At 68.3% G+C, this 14,723-nt stretch carries 17 protein-coding genes and 2 pseudogenes; 9 read left to right on the forward strand and 10 right to left on the reverse strand.

Annotated elements, in window-relative coordinates; genetic code table 11:
- The first annotated feature begins 94 nt into the window (after positions 1-94).
- Positions 95-940: an LLM class flavin-dependent oxidoreductase gene (locus ACFOSH_RS18885; RefSeq protein WP_378240273.1), complete on the forward strand. Its 846-nt coding sequence runs from the start codon at positions 95-97 to the stop codon at positions 938-940.
- Between the two features lie 149 nt (positions 941-1,089).
- Entirely contained in the window at positions 1,090-1,683 is a 594-nt protein-coding gene (locus ACFOSH_RS18890; protein ID WP_378240274.1) for a CGNR zinc finger domain-containing protein, read from the forward strand.
- Here ACFOSH_RS18890 and ACFOSH_RS18895 read toward each other — a convergent pair.
- The gene (locus tag ACFOSH_RS18895; RefSeq protein WP_378240275.1) at positions 1,672-2,424 is read right to left on the reverse strand and encodes a PIG-L deacetylase family protein; all 753 of its coding nucleotides are present in this window, start codon (positions 2,422-2,424) and stop codon (positions 1,672-1,674) included. The two genes, ACFOSH_RS18890 and ACFOSH_RS18895, sit on opposite strands and share 12 nt — an antisense overlap.
- A gap of 177 nt (positions 2,425-2,601) precedes the next feature.
- Between ACFOSH_RS18895 and ACFOSH_RS18900 the strand changes: the two genes are divergently transcribed.
- Positions 2,602-3,681 (forward strand): glycoside hydrolase family 5 protein, encoded by a 1,080-nt coding sequence (locus ACFOSH_RS18900; protein ID WP_378240276.1) that lies wholly within the window; start codon positions 2,602-2,604, stop codon positions 3,679-3,681.
- A 72-nt stretch (positions 3,682-3,753) separates the two neighbouring features.
- On the opposite strand, the gene sigJ is transcribed toward ACFOSH_RS18900, so the two are convergent.
- The 3 genes from sigJ to ACFOSH_RS18915 form a co-directional block, all read right to left on the reverse strand.
- Entirely contained in the window at positions 3,754-4,641 is an 888-nt protein-coding gene (sigJ, locus tag ACFOSH_RS18905) for an RNA polymerase sigma factor SigJ (RefSeq protein ID WP_378240277.1), read from the reverse strand.
- A gap of 81 nt (positions 4,642-4,722) precedes the next feature.
- A complete protein-coding gene (locus ACFOSH_RS18910) occupies positions 4,723-5,757 on the reverse strand; it encodes a (4Fe-4S)-binding protein (protein ID WP_378240278.1) in 1,035 nt (344 codons plus the stop codon).
- Positions 5,754-6,935 (reverse strand): thiolase family protein, encoded by a 1,182-nt coding sequence (locus ACFOSH_RS18915; protein WP_378240280.1) that lies wholly within the window; start codon positions 6,933-6,935, stop codon positions 5,754-5,756. Before ACFOSH_RS18915 ends, ACFOSH_RS18910 begins: the two co-directional genes overlap by 4 nt.
- A gap of 87 nt (positions 6,936-7,022) precedes the next feature.
- Between ACFOSH_RS18915 and ACFOSH_RS18920 the strand changes: the two genes are divergently transcribed.
- A complete protein-coding gene (locus ACFOSH_RS18920) occupies positions 7,023-7,469 on the forward strand; it encodes a winged helix-turn-helix transcriptional regulator (protein ID WP_378240281.1) in 447 nt (148 codons plus the stop codon).
- A gap of 215 nt (positions 7,470-7,684) precedes the next feature.
- On the opposite strand, the gene ACFOSH_RS18925 is transcribed toward ACFOSH_RS18920, so the two are convergent.
- The gene (locus ACFOSH_RS18925) at positions 7,685-8,263 is read right to left on the reverse strand and encodes a DUF2867 domain-containing protein (protein ID WP_378240282.1); all 579 of its coding nucleotides are present in this window, start codon (positions 8,261-8,263) and stop codon (positions 7,685-7,687) included.
- A complete protein-coding gene (locus ACFOSH_RS18930; RefSeq protein ID WP_378240283.1) occupies positions 8,260-8,544 on the reverse strand; it encodes an antibiotic biosynthesis monooxygenase family protein in 285 nt (94 codons plus the stop codon). The genes ACFOSH_RS18925 and ACFOSH_RS18930 overlap by 4 nt, the downstream gene beginning before the upstream one ends.
- A gap of 92 nt (positions 8,545-8,636) precedes the next feature.
- Here ACFOSH_RS18930 and ACFOSH_RS18935 point away from each other — a divergent pair, with 92 nt between their 5' ends.
- Together ACFOSH_RS18935 and ACFOSH_RS18940 are read left to right on the forward strand one after the other, a co-directional pair.
- Positions 8,637-9,203: a TetR/AcrR family transcriptional regulator gene (locus ACFOSH_RS18935; RefSeq protein ID WP_378240284.1), complete on the forward strand. Its 567-nt coding sequence runs from the start codon at positions 8,637-8,639 to the stop codon at positions 9,201-9,203.
- Positions 9,193-9,642 carry a hypothetical protein gene (locus tag ACFOSH_RS18940; RefSeq protein ID WP_378240285.1) on the forward strand — a complete coding sequence of 150 codons (450 nt, stop codon included), beginning with the start codon at positions 9,193-9,195 and terminating at the stop codon, positions 9,640-9,642. The genes ACFOSH_RS18935 and ACFOSH_RS18940 overlap by 11 nt, the downstream gene beginning before the upstream one ends.
- Here ACFOSH_RS18940 and ACFOSH_RS18945 read toward each other — a convergent pair.
- On the reverse strand, positions 9,624-10,244 hold the full coding sequence (locus tag ACFOSH_RS18945) for a TetR/AcrR family transcriptional regulator (RefSeq protein ID WP_378240286.1): 621 nt from the start codon (positions 10,242-10,244) through the stop codon (positions 9,624-9,626). The genes ACFOSH_RS18940 and ACFOSH_RS18945 overlap by 19 nt on opposite strands.
- 245 nt (positions 10,245-10,489) lie before the next feature.
- Between ACFOSH_RS18945 and ACFOSH_RS18950 the strand changes: the two are divergent.
- Positions 10,490-10,597 (forward strand): annotated as a pseudogene (locus tag ACFOSH_RS18950) (nitroreductase family deazaflavin-dependent oxidoreductase); the annotation flags it as partial.
- Positions 10,572-10,751: pseudogene (locus ACFOSH_RS18955) on the forward strand (hypothetical protein); the annotation flags it as partial. The pseudogenes ACFOSH_RS18950 and ACFOSH_RS18955, both read left to right, overlap by 26 nt.
- Before the next feature lie 66 nt (positions 10,752-10,817).
- Here the strand turns inward: ACFOSH_RS18955 and ACFOSH_RS18960 are convergent.
- The 3 genes from ACFOSH_RS18960 to ACFOSH_RS18970 are packed head-to-tail and all read right to left on the reverse strand — an operon-like array spanning position 10,818 to position 12,546.
- Entirely contained in the window at positions 10,818-10,964 is a 147-nt protein-coding gene (locus ACFOSH_RS18960; RefSeq protein ID WP_020635224.1) for a hypothetical protein, read from the reverse strand.
- On the reverse strand, positions 10,961-12,184 hold the full coding sequence (locus ACFOSH_RS18965) for a hypothetical protein (protein WP_378240287.1): 1,224 nt from the start codon (positions 12,182-12,184) through the stop codon (positions 10,961-10,963). The genes ACFOSH_RS18960 and ACFOSH_RS18965 overlap by 4 nt, the downstream gene beginning before the upstream one ends.
- Positions 12,181-12,546: a hypothetical protein gene (locus ACFOSH_RS18970; protein ID WP_378240288.1), complete on the reverse strand. Its 366-nt coding sequence runs from the start codon at positions 12,544-12,546 to the stop codon at positions 12,181-12,183. Before ACFOSH_RS18970 ends, ACFOSH_RS18965 begins: the two co-directional genes overlap by 4 nt.
- A 113-nt stretch (positions 12,547-12,659) precedes the next feature.
- On the opposite strand from ACFOSH_RS18970, the gene ACFOSH_RS18975 reads away from it, so the two are divergent.
- A complete protein-coding gene (locus ACFOSH_RS18975; protein WP_378240289.1) occupies positions 12,660-14,465 on the forward strand; it encodes a hypothetical protein in 1,806 nt (601 codons plus the stop codon).
- Positions 14,466-14,723: the final 258 nt, after the last annotated feature.

Genomic DNA, 14,723 nt, shown 5'->3' on the forward strand with positions numbered 1-14,723 from the left:
TCGTTCACCGGTGTCCGCCATCTTCCGGACGCTAACGTGGGTGAACGGCGTAAACAAGCGGCCGTCCGGGGACTTCGACGATGACGTTGGGGAGATGATCGACTTGACCGGCAGCACGGTCCGCCATGCCGTCTATCTGCCGCCTTTCGGCCCGTTCGGCGAGCCCGGGGTGCTCGTCGACCTCGCCGTGCGCGCCGAGGCGGCGGGCTGGGACGGCTTTTTCCTGTGGGACCACGTGGTCGCGGACACGATGCCCATCGCGGATCCGTGGACGACGCTCGGCGCCATCGCGCACGCCACCAGCGGACTGCTGTTCGGGCCGATGATCACGCCGCCCGCGCGGCGCCGCCCGTGGGTGGTCGCGCGGCACGCGTCGACGGTCAGCCGGCTCTCCGGTGGGAGGCTGATCCTCGGCACCGGGCTCGGCTCGGACGAATCCGGCGACTTCAGCCGGTTCGGTGAGCAGACCGACCTGCTGACCCGGTCGGCGATGTTCGACGAGGGCCTCGACGTCATCCGCGCGATCTGGTCCGGCAGGCGGTTCGACCACGACGGGGCGCACTACCAGGTCGCGCTCGCCGAGGCGCCGCCCGAACCGTTCCCGATCCCGATCTGGGTGGCGAGTTCCACCGACAACCCGCGCGTGGTCCGGCGAGCGGCGTTGTGCGACGGGATCTTCCCGAATCCGGAGGGCCACACGCCGACGGCCGAAGAAATCGCCGATACCCACCGAGCGCTCGGTCTCGCCGGGCTGGAGCCGGGCCGCCCCTTCGACGTCGCGGTCGCCGGGAACGCGAGTCCGGCCTGGGAGGAGCCGATCAAGGTCGATCTGCCCGCGCTGGGGCAGGCCGGGATGACGTGGTGGATGGAGTCCCTGATGCATCACGACCCGCTGGAGCTTTCGCAGAAGATCGTGGACGCGGGTCCGCCTCGGTGGTGAGCCGCCCCATCTGTCCACAGTGGACTGAAGTTGCGTCGTTCGCGGGAATTCGTTGCTCCAAAAGACTTCACCGCCCTTGCGGCGTCGCGTGCCTTTGGTAACGTCACCGTTGGCGTCCTGCGAACCAGTGACGTCGGGGGAGGGGCGGGATGGCTGACGAGCTGGACGGGGCCAGGCTCGACGGGCACCACGCGATGCACCTGGAAACAGGGGTCGCGCTGATCAACGCCCTGACCGGGGAGCATGTCCAGGGCAGGGCGAAACCCGCGCTCGGCGGCCACGACCTGGTCCGCGCCGCCGCGGGGGCGCTCGCGCCGGCGGACGGTCAGGTGGATCTCCTGTCGGCGGAACGCCTCCAGGCGGTGGCGTCGCGGCTTCGGGAGATCATCGAATCGCTTTCCCGGCGTGAGCACGACGAGGCGGCCGGACTGCTCAACCGGATGCTCGCCGACAGCCAGGCCCGTCCGTACCTGCACCGGCACGGCGAACAGTCGTGGCATCTGCATTTCCACAGCCCCGACGCCGATCTCGTCCAGCAATGGGCGGTCGGGCTGGCGGTGTCGGTGGCCGCGGCGCTCGGTGACCACATCCCGCATCGCGTCGGGCTGTGCGCGGCGCCGCGCTGCGATCAGGTGTACGTCGACGCGAGCCAGGCGCAGATCAAGCGGTTCTGTGGCCTGGCCTGCCAGAACCGGGTGAAGGCCGCCGCGTATCGCGCCCGCGCGCGCCGGTCAGGACCGTGAGGCGGGCGGTGTCGCGTCGATGTACCACTCGCGGTTGAACGCTAGCCCGAACAGTGGCGCGGGAAGCCGGGTCACGACGCGCATCACCGGCGCGAGCCTGCCGTTCCCTTTCACCTGCGAGGAATGAGCGGCGATCGCGGCCTGCTTCTGGCGGGCGAAACGCCGGATGTCGAAGGTGTGCGTGATCTCGGACCGGGCGCTGTAGGCGCGGAGAAGCACGTCGGCGTCGTAGCGGAACGGGATCCGCGCCAGGCGCACGAGCCGCACCAGGCGTGCGACGGTGTCGCGGGGGATGGTCGCTTCCAGCAGCCGGACGTCGCCGGCGAGCTCAGCCGCCCGCTTGCCGACCTGGTGCACTTTGACGTGGTCTCGGTGACCGTAGCCGCCGTTGCGGTCGTAGCTCAGCAGTACGGACGCCTGCTCCTCGCGCAGGATCGTGACGAGCCGCGCGGCCGCTTCGTCGGTGCTCGCGCGGACGAAGCGGACCCAGCCCGGCGGGTCCGGGTAGAGGATCGCGCCGTGACCGCTCCCGGCGTATCCGAGGTGCACGACCCGCTCGACGCCCAGTACCTTCGCGCTCGTTTCGAGCTCGGCCCAGCGCGGGGCGTCCGCGCCCTTCAGGCCGATGGTGGCGACCACCAGGACGACCCGGTGACCGTCCGCCGCGGCGCGGGCGAGGGTCCCGCCGGTCAGCAGCGCCTCGTCGTCGGGGTGCGCGTGGAAGGCCACGATGGTCGTCACGCTCCGAGCATGCCCGAGGTCGTCGAAACAGTCGGTGGTCAAGTCTTGACCGTCCGTCGATCCCGTGGGTAATCTCTCCTTTACTTTCCAATAGTAAGGAAAGTTTCCTATTTAATCCCGCCGCCCTGACCGTCGGCGCACCGGCCCCGGTGCCGTCGACGCGAGAGGAGAAGCCGAATGCGTTGGGACAAGATCCGTCTCCGGGTGACGGCCGCCCTGGCCGCCGGACTGCTGGCCCCGGTCGCCGCCGCGAGCACCTCGATGGCGACCGAGACCGCGGCAGAACCCGCAACGCAGGCAGCCGCCGGGCTGCCGCCGGGCAGCCCGGCGGCGATCAACGGACAGCTGAAGGTCTGCGGCCTCCAGCTCTGCAACTCCGCCGGCAAGCCGATCCAGCTCCGTGGCATGAGCACCCACGGAATCCAGTGGTACAGCCAATGCGTGAAGGCCGCTTCGCTCGACGCGCTGGCAAACGACTGGAAGGCCGACGTCCTCCGGATCTCGATGTACATCCAGGAAGGGGGCTACGAGACCAACCCGCGCAAGTTCACCGACATGGTGCACGGTTACATCGAAGAAGCCACCAAACGCGGGATGTACGCCCTGGTCGACTGGCACCAGCTCACCCCCGGCGACCCGAACGCGAACCTCAGCCGCGCCAAGACGTTCTTCACCGAGATCGCCCAGCGGCACAAGGACAAGACCAACATCATCTACGACATCGCCAACGAGCCCAACAACGTCAGCTGGGACCGCGTCCGCGGCTACGCGGAGCAGATGATCCCGGTCATCCGCGCCCAGGACTCCGACGGCGTCGTGCTCGTGGGCACCCACGGCTGGGGCTCGCTCGGCATCTCCGATGGCCGCGACGAGACCGACGTCATCAACAACCCGGTGCGCGCCACCAATTTCATGTACACGTTCCACTTCTACGCGGCGTCGCACAAGACCGAGTACTTCACCGCGCTGACCCGGGCAGCGAGCAAGATCCCGCTGTTCGTGACCGAGTTCGGCACCCAGACCGCCAGCGGTGACGGCGGGAACGACTTCACCAACTCCCAGAAGTATCTGGACTTCCTGGCGTCGAAGAAGATCAGCTGGACCAACTGGAACTTCTCCGACGACAACCGTTCGGGTGCGGTGTTCAAGCCGGGCACCTGCTCGGGCAGCTCCTTCACCGGCACGGCTCCGCTGAAGCCCGCCGGTGTCTGGATCCGGGACCGCATCCGCACCGCGGACTCGTTCCCGACCTCCTGATCCCGGCAGCGCGCGTGTCATGAAAGTGTCGTTCAGGACGAGAAACGTCCTGAACGACCCTCTCATGACACTTCAGCCGAGGGGCTCGAAGTCGAGAGCGGCGAGGCGGTCCGGGTCGGCGAGGATGTCGATCGCCGCGATCTTCCCGTCCACGACGGTGAACGCGAAGACCGTCACCGGGACGCCGTCCTTGGTGATGACCATCCCGGCCGCGCCGTTGACCAGTGCGGGCCGTGGTACTCCGCCGGCACCCGCCGAGCGGAACATGAGCGCCTGGCCCGCGACCGTGGCCGCCCCGCGCACGAAACGCGAGGTGCCCGCCGGAGCCGCGCCGCCCTCGGCGCGGAGGATGACGTCCGGGTCGAGCACCGACACCAGCGCGTCGAAGTCCCCGCTTCGCGCGGCGGCGAAGAACGCGTCGACGACTCGCCGCTGACGGCTCAGGTCCGCGTCCGGGACCGTCGGCGAGCCCTGCAGCCGTCGGCGCGCGCGGCTGGCGAGCTGCCTGGTCGCCGCGGAAGACCGGCCCACGATCGGCGCGATCTCGTCGAACGGCAAGGCGAACATGTCGTGCAGCACGAACGCGAGCCGTTCGGCGGGGTCCAGCGTGTCGAGCACGACCAAGAGCGCCAGCCCGACCGAATCCGCCAGCAGTGCCTGGTGTTCCGGATCGATCCCGCCCTCACGGCCGATGATCGGGTCGGGGAGCTGCGCGCCGACCGGGTCCTCCTGCCGCGACTTGCGCGAACGCAGCATGTCGAGGCAGATCCGGCCGACGACGGTGGTCAGCCAGCCGCCGAGGTTGTCCACCTCGCCGGACTCCGACCGGCTCAGCCGCAGCCAGGCCTCCTGCACGGCGTCGTCCGCCTCGCTCAGCGACCCGAGCATCCGGTACGCCACCGCCCTCAGGTGCGTCCGGTGTCCCTCGAAACGCCGCGCCAGGCGGTCGTGTTCGTCCACGGTCCCCATCCTTCATCGATCAGTCGTAACCCTGACGCGTGGGGGAGCGAAGATGTGACAGGACCGCTGTAGCTTCCGGCCTTACCGTTTCGGATAGCCGCCGTCGACCTCCTTCACCGGCTTGTGCGGGAAGCGGCGTTCGGCGTAGGCCTTCGCCGCCGAACCCTCCCGCACGTACAGCGTCTCCACCTTGTCCTGCAACGGTTTCACGACGGTTCCGAGGAAGCCTCGGCGGTCGTCGAGATAGGGCCCGAGCACGTCTTCGCCCGCCGGGCAGACGGCCATGCAGTACGCGGCCTTGTAGTTCGGCTTGAACGCGAGGCTCTGCCACATCGACACGTTCTCCGAATCGGTCACCCTGGACCGGAAATCGGCGGCGTCCTCGCTGTCGGCCACGGTCTGCGCCCAGTCGGTGAAGCCGCTCATGAACTCGCGGTAGTTGTGCGTGGAGCAGGCCAGGAAGTCGAACTCGCCGGTCTTCGAGATCGCGCCGATCGGACAGGCCGCGACGCACAGCTTGCAGTCCAGGCAAGGGTTGTAGTCGAGGGCTTCGCCGTGGTCGGACACCTCGGCGTCGACCAGCAACGTCGCCAAGAGCACGAAGTTGCCGAACTTCGGGTGGATCACGTTGTGGTGCAGCCCCATGGCGCCGAGCCCGGCCGCGACGGCGACCGTCTTGTGCGCGACCACCCAGATCCGGCCGGGATAGTGCTCCATCTCCATCGGGAACGTCGCCGACGGGTTGATCGCCCGGTATCCGGCGTCCTGCAGTGTCCGGACGATCGTGTGCCCGGCCTCGTTGATGATCTCGCCGCTGCGATGGAACTCCTGGTTGGCCACGCTCCGGGCGGGGGAGCGGACGTTGTCGCGGTTCATCCGCACCACGAGCGAGACCAGGGTCTTCGTACCGGGCAAGGCCCGCAGGACGTGCTCACGTTCGCCTGCCAGATCCGGGTGGGCGAGCGGGACGGCCGCCGCGTCGTCGGCGCCGGCGGCGAGGCAGATCTCCTTCAGCCAGGCGGCGTCGATCACCGGTGACGGCTTCTGACGCTGTCGGGCCAGCACCGCCTCCACCGACGGATGCCCCGCCAGTTTCCTGGGGAGCCCGCCGGTCACAACGCTTCCAGGATGGTCGCGTTGGCCTGGCCGCCGCCTTCGCACATCGCCTGCAGGCCGTACCGGGCGCCGTGGTGGTGCAGCGCGTTGACCAGGGTGCCCATCAGCCGGGTCCCGCTCGCGCCGAGCGGATGGCCCAGCGCGATCGCGCCGCCGTGGACGTTGACCTTCGCGGGATCCGCCCCGGTCTCCTGCTTCCAGGCCAGCACGACACTGGCGAACGCCTCGTTGATCTCGAACAGGTCGATGTCCGCCAGGCGCAGACCCGCGCGCCGCAGCACCTTCTCCGTCGCCGGGATGACGCCGGTGAGCATGAGCAGCGGGTCGGACCCGGTGACGGCGAAACTGTGCAGGCGGGCGCGAGGTCGCAGGCCCAGCCGGGCCGCGGTCTCACTGGAGGTGATGAGCACGGCGGAGGCGCCGTCGTTGATCGGGCTGCTGTTGCCCGCGGTCACCGACCAGTCGATCTGCGGGAACCGCGTGGCCACGTCCGAGTCCTGGAACGCCGGCCGCAACCTGGCGAGTGTTTCGAGATCGGTGAGGGGTCGGACGGACTCGTCGAAGGACACCAGGCCGGATGGAGTCTCGATCGGCACGATCTGGCTCGCGAACCGTCCGAGCTCGTGCGCCCGCGCCGCCTTCCGATGCGAGGACACGGCGAACTCGTCCATCGCCTCACGGCTGAGCGACCACTTCGCGGCGATGAGTTCGGCGCTGATCCCTTGCGGTACCAGGCCTTCCGGATAGCGCTCCGCGACGCCGGGGCCGAGGGGATCGGTGCCGGGCAGCACGTTCGACCACATCGGGACGCGGCTCATGGACTCGACACCGCAGGCGATGACGACGTCGTACGCGCCGGCCATCACGCCCTGCGCGGCGAAGTGCACGGCTTGCTGACTGCTGCCGCACTGCCTGTCGACCGTCGTGGCTGGCACGCTTTCCGGCAGCCCGGCCGCGAGGGTCGCCCAGCGCGTGACGTTCTGGGCCTGCTCGCCGACCTGGTCGACCGCGCCGCCGATGACGTCGTCGATCAGCGCCGGGTCGATTCCGTTGCGGTCCACGAGCGCGCGCAAGGTGTGGGCGAGCAGTTGGACCGGATGGATCTCGTGCAGGGTTCCGCCGGGCTTGCCCTTGCCTATCGGGGTACGGACGGCGTCGACGATGACCGCGTCGTGCACGGCTGCCTCCAGGTGAGTTGGGATTGCCAACTCACTGTGGCATCGAGTGGGTTGGAAATCAAGACTCACTGGGTTTACGCTGGTCGCATGACCGAAGGACCGAGAGACTGTTCGATCGCCAACGCGATGGAGGTGATCGGGGAGCGCTGGAGCCTGCTCGCGCTGCGCGAGGTGTTCTTCGGGGCACGGCGGTTCGACCAGATCGTCCGCAACACCGGCGCGAGCCGCGACATCCTGACCGCGCGGCTGCGCAAGCTCGTCGAGGCGGGAATCCTCGAAAAACGGCTCTACGAGGAGCATCCGCCGCGCTACGAGTACGTGCTCACCGAGGCCGGGCACGCCCTCAATCATGTGCTGCTGAACCTTATGGCCTGGGGCGACGAGTACGTCACGGAAGGGCCTCCGCCGACGGTGTGGCGCCATGCGTGCGGCGAGGAACTCGCGCCGGTGACGGTGTGCGCGCACTGTCGTGAACCGGTGCGCGAGAAGGACATGACGCTGGTTCGGAGCAGTCGCCGAGTTCGTGCCTCGTGAGTGGTCGCGGCGGTTCTGTTGAGGGGTATGGCAGGCGTGCCGGGCTGATGAAGGGCCCCTTCAAGACACGACGTCGAGTAACCGAACCCCAGGTGCCCCCGATGCGGCATTGGGGACACCCAGCGTCCTCAATGCCACATTCGGCGCACACCTCAACGGCACGCCACGCTTGCCCAACCCCTCGAAAGCCCGAAACGCCACTCACGAGGCCGGGTTCAGGAACCGCGCTTCCACTCCCGCGCGATCATCCGCATGAGCGCCGGATAGACGAACAGGTACCGGAACGGCTTGATGAACCCCATGTACGCCCGGCCGAACCGGCCGTTGGGTTTGACCAGTACCGCCATCTGACCGCGATACCGGCCGGGCCCGTCCTCGATCCACGCGAGATGCAGGACGCCGTGCATGGTCCGGTTCGCCATCTCGGCGGCGAATTCGTCGTCGAGCCGGTACAGCGGCGTGAACGGCAGCCAGTCCTCGTCCGGCCCTGTCGGTGTGTCGCGCAGGTCTTCGGGCAGCCGGTCCCGCAGCGACCCGACCCGGGTGTCGAGACCGGAGTCGCGGCCGTCGAGCCGGAGCAGTGCGCCGAGTTTCCAGCGCAGTGACCAGAGTGCGCGGACGATCAGCGGTGCCCCGTCCGGGAAATCGCCCGAAGAGAACTGCTTCACCAGCTTGGCGAAGTCGTCCGGTCCGCCGGGCGTTTCCAGTGCCCAGACGTCTTCGAGATCGAAGTCCCCGGCGATCTCGTGGATCCGCCAGGAGTGCCCGGTGTGGGCCGTGTTCGCGAGTTTCATGCCAAGACCAGCTGGACGATCTCGCGCGGGCGGACCTCGCGGTCGTCGAAGGCGACGTCCACGTCCGCGGATCCCAGTGCCCGCATCGAAGCCGCCTGCGCCGCCTCGGATTCCCATCGCACGATCGACACCACGGCGTCGCCGGCGGTGGTGACCCAGCATTCGGCGGCGAGGCAGCCCGGAGTGGAGCGCAAGACGTCGGCGACTCGCTGGACACGCGAGACGAAAGCGTCGTGATGGTCGGTGTGCGGGTAGTGCGTGGCCACGAATCCGACAGTCATGTCGTTGTTTCCTCCCAGTGAACTCCGCCATCTATACGGTAGCGTATATATCGTCGTCGTGGTGCCGGGGTGACGGGGGATACGGTGATCACATGCCCGCCGAAACCCGGACCCCGCCGAGCGCCTGGATCGACGCCGGACTGCTCGCCCTCGCCGCCGGAGGCCCCGACTCGGTCCGCGTCGAGGCGCTCGCGAAAGCGCTGAGGGTCACCAAAGGCGGTTTCTACGGCCATTTCGCCGACCGTGGCGCGCTGCTCGAAGAAATGCTCGGCACCTGGGAACGGAGGAGTACCGAGCTGCTGTTCGAGACCGTCGAACGTGAAGGTGGCGACGCCAGGGCGAAGATCCGGCGCGCGGGCCTGCTCAGCAGCGAGCGGCTGCTGCCGATCGACCTCGCCATCAGGGACTGGGCCCGGCGCGATCCGGCGGTGGCGGAACGGCTCAGGCGGGTCGACAACCAGCGGATGGACTACCTGCGTTCCCTCATGCGCGAAATCTTCGACGACGACGACGAGGTCGAAGCCCGTTGCCTGCTCGCGTTCTCGCTCCTGATCGGCAAGCATTTCATGGCGGCCGACCATGACGGCCGTACTCGTGACCAGGTCACCGAACTGGCCGGGAACCTGATTCTCGGCGGCAAGCCTGGTCATGACGGCTGAAGCGGGTCACCGGCTCTTGGCCTTCCTTCGTGAGCTTCAAGCGGTAGAGGTCATCGAGTCGAGGTGGCGGCTCACTGGCTCGATTTGGCACGCCACCGTGGACGTCGAGCCGCGGCGCTGGCTCGGGTTGGCGTTCGAGGCGATGGATCCCGTGACCGGCAAGCGCGCCACCTACGACATCGACACCGATTCGTACGACCTGTCGCAGGACGAGCAGCGCGAGTTCGCGGAGGAGATCGAACGCGACATCATCGAATTCCTCGACAACCTGAGAAAGGGCGTCATGCTGCGCGGAAACAACGGGCGGAAGTTCGTGCTCGTCTTTCCGCTGGGCGGTTCCTATGTCCGCGTCGTCCAGGGGCGCTTCATGGCTGCCGCGTCCGCGCACGCCGATCTCGCCGCCGCTCGGGCCGGCGGTGACTACGTCCCGGTCGACTGATGAGTGGGGAGTGGCTCGCGGTGGTCGGCGCGCAGGCCGTCGAGGGAGATGTGCAGCAGCCGGTGCCACATCTGAGGACGGCAGTCGGCGGTGACCTGGACCGCATGGCCCAAGGAGACCAGCAGGAGCAGCAGGTCGTCGGTGGTCACGCCGGGGCGCAGGATGCCCTTGGCGCCATCGCACAGCCGCTCGATGACGAGGCGAAGCTGCTGGATGCCCTCCAGATCGGGGTCTGACCAGGTCAGCGCGAAGTTCTCGACGATCGCGCGATGACGTGCGTAGCCGGTGAGAGCCTGCCGGTAGAAGTCGGTCAGTGCCGCCCAGGGGTCCTCGGCGTCGATCGCGGCCAGTCGTGCGGATTCCGCCCATCTCGTGAAGTCCTGGCGCAGGACGGTCTTGACGAGATCTTCCTTCTTCGGGAAGTGCCGGTAGAGGGTGCCCATGCCGACCCCGCTGAGGCGGGCGATCTCTCGCACGTCCACCGCGGTGCCCTGTTCGGCCAGCACCTTGGCGGCGGCCTCGACGATCGCTTCCTGGTTGCGGATCGCGTCCGCGCGCGGCGCGCGGCGCCGTCGGGTGCTTTCGGGTTCGGCCACTGCCATGTGGTGACCCTGCCTCTTGTGCGGGGCATGCGCTCCGCTCTGCATTAGTTTGAGGAGCAAGTGCTCCGGATAGTGAAGGGATGTCATGACCGACCCGTCCACGCCCACCGCGAACGAGGCCAAGACCAGCTGGAACGACCGGATCATCACCGAGTTCCGGGCGAACGCCGGGTACGTTCCCTGGAGCAGCGAAGAGGAATTCGCCGCGGGCCGCCCCGTCCCGCCCCGGTTTCGACGACCAAGGCATGCCGCTGATCCTGGTACGCCACATCGGGGCCAAGACCGGTCGCGAGCGGATCAGCCCGTTGTTCTGCCAGCCGGTCGGCGATGGCTGGGCCGTCTTCGGAACCCACGGCGGCAGTCCGCGGCATCCGGTCTGGTACCACAATCTCGTGGCGAATCCCCGGGTCACGGGTCGAGGTGGGTACGGAGCGAGTGCCGGTCGTGGCCCGGCTCGCGCAGGGCGTGGAGCGCGAGCGAATCTGGGCGGAAGAGGTGGCGCTCGTCCCGAAATTCGCCGACTTCGAGGCGGCCTCGGGCAGGCAGGTCCCCGTCGTCGTACTGAAACACGCCCTAGTCGTCGTCCTCTTCGGGCGTCGTCGGGACCTGCTTGCGCGCGACGTAGATGAGCAGCCCGATGATCACCACGGGGCCGACGAAGATGAGGATCTCGTCCCAGCCGCCCTGGTGCATCATCATCACCCGCGCCGCGATGGTCATGAGCCGGAGACCAGCGCGATCCCGAGCGCGGTGTAGCCGATCATCAGCGCCAACATGGGGTACTGGCCCACCTTGACGTAGTTCGCGCGCAGCACGCCGACGGACCGATCATGTGCCGAGGTTACGGCCATCACGTGCCCGACGACGATTCCGGCGATCTGCACCAGCGCGATCACGCCGGTCGAGACGACCGTGTAGTCGATCGTGCGGCCGAAACCCTGCTGCCCGGAAAACACGGCGAACGAGAAGTAATGCGCGACGGTGTAGCCGACCATGATCGGGATCAACGACGGCGCGAACGCGGGATACGGATCGAACCCTCGGCGCAGATACGGCCTGGTCAGGCTGATGGCGCCCGCGTAGGCGCCGTAGGTGAGCGCGATACAGGCCGCGAGCCCGGCCGTGCCACCGAGGACGCCGGTATCCAGCGACGTCCAGAAGGGGAGCCGGGTCAAACCATCGAACGCGGTCGAGCCGAGCACGACCAGCACCAGCGCGGTCAACCACGGCGCGGGGGAGATGGTGAGCAGCCCGTCCAGTGGATTCCGGACCACGAGACGCCCGTCGCCGCGCCTGCCGAAGGGGGAGAGCGCCGCGATCAGGCGTGCGTAGACCTCGAAGGCGTCACCACGGTCGAACCAGCGCGGACCGAAGACCACGCCGAAAGCAATGTGTATAACGGCATATACGGCACAGAAAAGAGCGATCGCTTGCGGCGAGTCCGAGTGCGGAAAGACCAGTTCCAGCCAAAGAAACGCGACGAGGCCGGCGATCGCGGGCAGATAGCCCAGCCGGTCCGGGAGCTCGCGGTGCCGGGCGGGGATCAGGGACGCGACCGTCCTCAGTGGATTCAGGCGTCGCCAGACCGGACCGAACAGGAGGGAGAGCGGTACGAGGCCGACCCAGAACCAGGCGTAGAACCAAGCCGGAGCCGGGTTGTCGGCCGAACTGGCAGGGCCTGCCCAGGCCATTGTCAGGAAGCCCGCGAACAGCACCAAGCCGATCACGCGCGACGCGATCCGCGAGAACGTGCTGTCGACGAACCGTTCCAGGCCGAGGGGGAGTGCGCGGCCGGCGTCGGCCCCGCGGAGCCGGGGTTCCTTCCAGAGTGCGCTGAGGGCGAAGAAGGAGACCACGACGGCCGCCGCTCCCGCATAGAGCGCGAGCCACAGCGGGACCGGCAGATCGGACCGGCCGCCGAGACCGTGCGCCAGGATCATCCGCTCACCCGGAGCTTGGTCACCGCCGCGCCGCTCTTGTGCAGTTCCACCTCGAAGATCCCGTCGATGTTCGCGGTGAAGGCGACCGTCCCCGGAACCCCGGGAGCCAGCTGGGCTGCTTTGTCATAGCCGTGGACGTGCAGTTCGTCCGCCTGGTCGGAGGTGACCTCCAGCGCTACGTTCTCGCCGGTGCGCACCGCGACCTCTTCCGGGCCCGCCGTCCGCTTGCCCTCGGTGATCGAGAACTTCACGGTCCGGGTGCCGGTGGCCGGCGCCGGTTCGGAGCCGGTCGATCCCGAACAGCCGGTCACGGCCAGCAGCGCGGCCACGGTGATCCCGCAGATTCCGCCGATCCTCCGCATCGAGGGTCCTTCCGAAGTCGTACGCCCCGGCTTGCCTGGCCGGGACCATGCCCCTATCGTGTTACCCCAAGGTAACAGTTACTCAGGTTAGCAGGAAGGCGAACGCGGTGTTCATGGCTCAGCTGTTCATGGCACAGGAGAGCCCGCCTGCCGGCGGTGCGCAATTCGGGCAGATCGTCATCGCGGGCCTGATGTTCACCGCGGTCTTCCTGCCCTTGGCCGTCTTCGTCCTCCGCGAGCGCGCGGGGAAGCGGACCGTCTTCGGTCGCGTCGCCGACTGGATGGGTGACTTCAGCGGCCTGCCGCGCTGGGCGGCGCTGCCGATGTTCGTCGCCTTCCTTTCCGGGATGTCGGCGCTGATCGGCGTGTACTGGGACGTGCCGATCCACATGGAGCTCGGCCGCGACGAAGGTCCGCTCGCGAACCCGTCGCACTACCCGATCTACTTCGGGCTGATGGGCATCTTCGCCAGCGGCGTGCTCAGCGCGACCCTCGCGACGAAGAACCTGCCCAAGCGCACGTTCAAGATCGGCCCGCATTGGAAGGCGCCGATGGGCTCCATCCAGATGATGGCGACCGGTCTGGTCGGCATCGCCGGGTTCCCGCTCGACGACGTCTGGCACCGGCTGTTCGGCCAGGACGTCACCGAATGGGGTCCGACCCACGTCCTGATGATCGGCGGCGGCGTCTGTGTCGTGCTGGGCCTGCAGTTGCTGCTCGGAGAGGCCCGCCAGGTCGGCGCGACCGGGCCGATCGTGCGCCTGCTCGGCCCGGTGCTCGCCGGTGCCTGGATGATGGGCGCTTCGGCGTTCCTCATGGAGTTCGACCTCGGCGTCCCGCAGTTCCCGATGCTGTCCCAGGTGGTGCTCGTCGGCCTGATCGGCGCCTGGACGCTGACCTACGGACGGCTGTCCTGGGGCCCGGGCGGCGCGCTCATCGTCGTCGCCGTCTTCCTCGTCACCCGTGCGTCTTTCACCGTCATCCCGCTGTTCGCCGACCTGCACGTGGCCTCGCTGCTGCCGTACCTCGCCGAAGCGGTGATCATCGAGGTCGTCGCCCTCGCGATGCGCAACCGGCAGGGCTACACCTTCGCCGCTTTCGCCGGCCTGCTGGTGGGAACGGCCGGGATGCTCGCCGAGGCGGCGTTCACCCAGTGGCTGATGCCGAACCCCTGGCCGTCCGCCCACCTGCCGTTGTTCGTCCTGTTCGGGACCGGCGCGGCGCTCGCGGGCGCGTTCATCGGCGTCTGGCAGTACCAGCGGGTGGAAGAGACAGCGACCCAGGTGCCCGCGGCCGGTCCCCGGCACGCGATCGGGCTCGTCGGCGCGCTGGGCGCGGTCGTGCTGATGTCAGCTGTCGCCGTCCCACAGGACCCGGAAGCCGACTTCACCGCTGACGTCCGGCTGACCGAGGCCTCGGCCGGGCAGCCGATCTCGAATCCGCACGGCGGGGGCGCGCCAAGGTGGGTCGACGCCACGGTCACCCTTTCGCGGCCTGACCTGGCCGACGATTCCGTCTGGCTGAACGGCTTCGCTTGGCAGGGCGGCGACTTCTTCACCGCGCCGCTGGAGAAGATCGGCGACGGCGTGTACCGCACGGCTCAGCCGTTGCCGGTGTTCGGCCAGTGGAAGACCGGGATCCGAGTGCACGTCCCGAACCGGATGATGGGGCTCGCCCCGATCTACGCGCCGGCCGACCCCGCCGCGAACGCCCCGGCGATCGAAGCGGCGTCCGGCTCTCGGCCGTTCATGTCCGAGATCGAGTTCCTGCAACGGGAACGGAAGTCGGAGACGCCCGCGGTGCTGTGGACGGTCGCGTACGCCACGGTGGGGTTGATCTTCGCCGGCATGTGGGCGCTGTTCGCTTGGCTTTACGCGGGCGCCGCCACCGCGCGGCGACGCGAGGTCTCCGTCGGCTGACGGCCCGAAGCGCTTTGCTCGCACTTCGTCGCACGTATCGATTGAGCATCATCGCGCGCAAGCCTTTTGCAAGCACGCTTCCCTTGAATACCCAGGACACTGCACGTGATGCCGCCTCGCGCGCCCAAATGGTGACTCACTGCTACGTCGTTGAAGCGTAAAGTAGCTGTTGACCACGCGACGGCATCCGCTGTGCACGATCGGTATTGGCGAGTCATTGCGCGGTTACCGCGATATGTGGTTACTTTTCCGCCTCGG

The sequence above is a fragment of the Amycolatopsis speibonae genome (genome assembly GCF_042647925.1).
In the GTDB taxonomy this organism is placed as follows: Bacteria; Actinomycetota; Actinomycetes; order Mycobacteriales; family Pseudonocardiaceae; genus Amycolatopsis; species Amycolatopsis speibonae.

Excerpts from the sequence above, each read along its gene's own strand:
- ACFOSH_RS18885 (WP_378240273.1), top strand. The coding sequence starts at position 95 with ATGATCGACTTGACCGGCAGCACGGTCCGCCATGCCGTCTATCTGCCG.
- ACFOSH_RS18965 (WP_378240287.1), bottom strand. The coding sequence starts at position 12,184 with ATGATCCTGGCGCACGGTCTCGGCGGCCGGTCCGATCTGCCGGTCCCG.
- ACFOSH_RS18935 (WP_378240284.1), top strand. The coding sequence starts at position 8,637 with ATGCCCGCCGAAACCCGGACCCCGCCGAGCGCCTGGATCGACGCCGGA.
- ACFOSH_RS18925 (WP_378240282.1), bottom strand. The coding sequence starts at position 8,263 with ATGAAACTCGCGAACACGGCCCACACCGGGCACTCCTGGCGGATCCAC.
- ACFOSH_RS18945 (WP_378240286.1), bottom strand. The coding sequence starts at position 10,244 with ATGGCAGTGGCCGAACCCGAAAGCACCCGACGGCGCCGCGCGCCGCGC.
- ACFOSH_RS18920 (WP_378240281.1), top strand. The coding sequence starts at position 7,023 with ATGACCGAAGGACCGAGAGACTGTTCGATCGCCAACGCGATGGAGGTG.
- ACFOSH_RS18940 (WP_378240285.1), top strand. The coding sequence starts at position 9,193 with ATGACGGCTGAAGCGGGTCACCGGCTCTTGGCCTTCCTTCGTGAGCTT.
- ACFOSH_RS18930 (WP_378240283.1), bottom strand. The coding sequence starts at position 8,544 with ATGACTGTCGGATTCGTGGCCACGCACTACCCGCACACCGACCATCAC.
- ACFOSH_RS18975 (WP_378240289.1), top strand. The coding sequence starts at position 12,660 with ATGGCTCAGCTGTTCATGGCACAGGAGAGCCCGCCTGCCGGCGGTGCG.
- ACFOSH_RS18890 (WP_378240274.1), top strand. The coding sequence starts at position 1,090 with ATGGCTGACGAGCTGGACGGGGCCAGGCTCGACGGGCACCACGCGATG.
- ACFOSH_RS18960 (WP_020635224.1), bottom strand. The coding sequence starts at position 10,964 with ATGACCATCGCGGCGCGGGTGATGATGATGCACCAGGGCGGCTGGGAC.
- ACFOSH_RS18900 (WP_378240276.1), top strand. The coding sequence starts at position 2,602 with ATGCGTTGGGACAAGATCCGTCTCCGGGTGACGGCCGCCCTGGCCGCC.
- ACFOSH_RS18970 (WP_378240288.1), bottom strand. The coding sequence starts at position 12,546 with ATGCGGAGGATCGGCGGAATCTGCGGGATCACCGTGGCCGCGCTGCTG.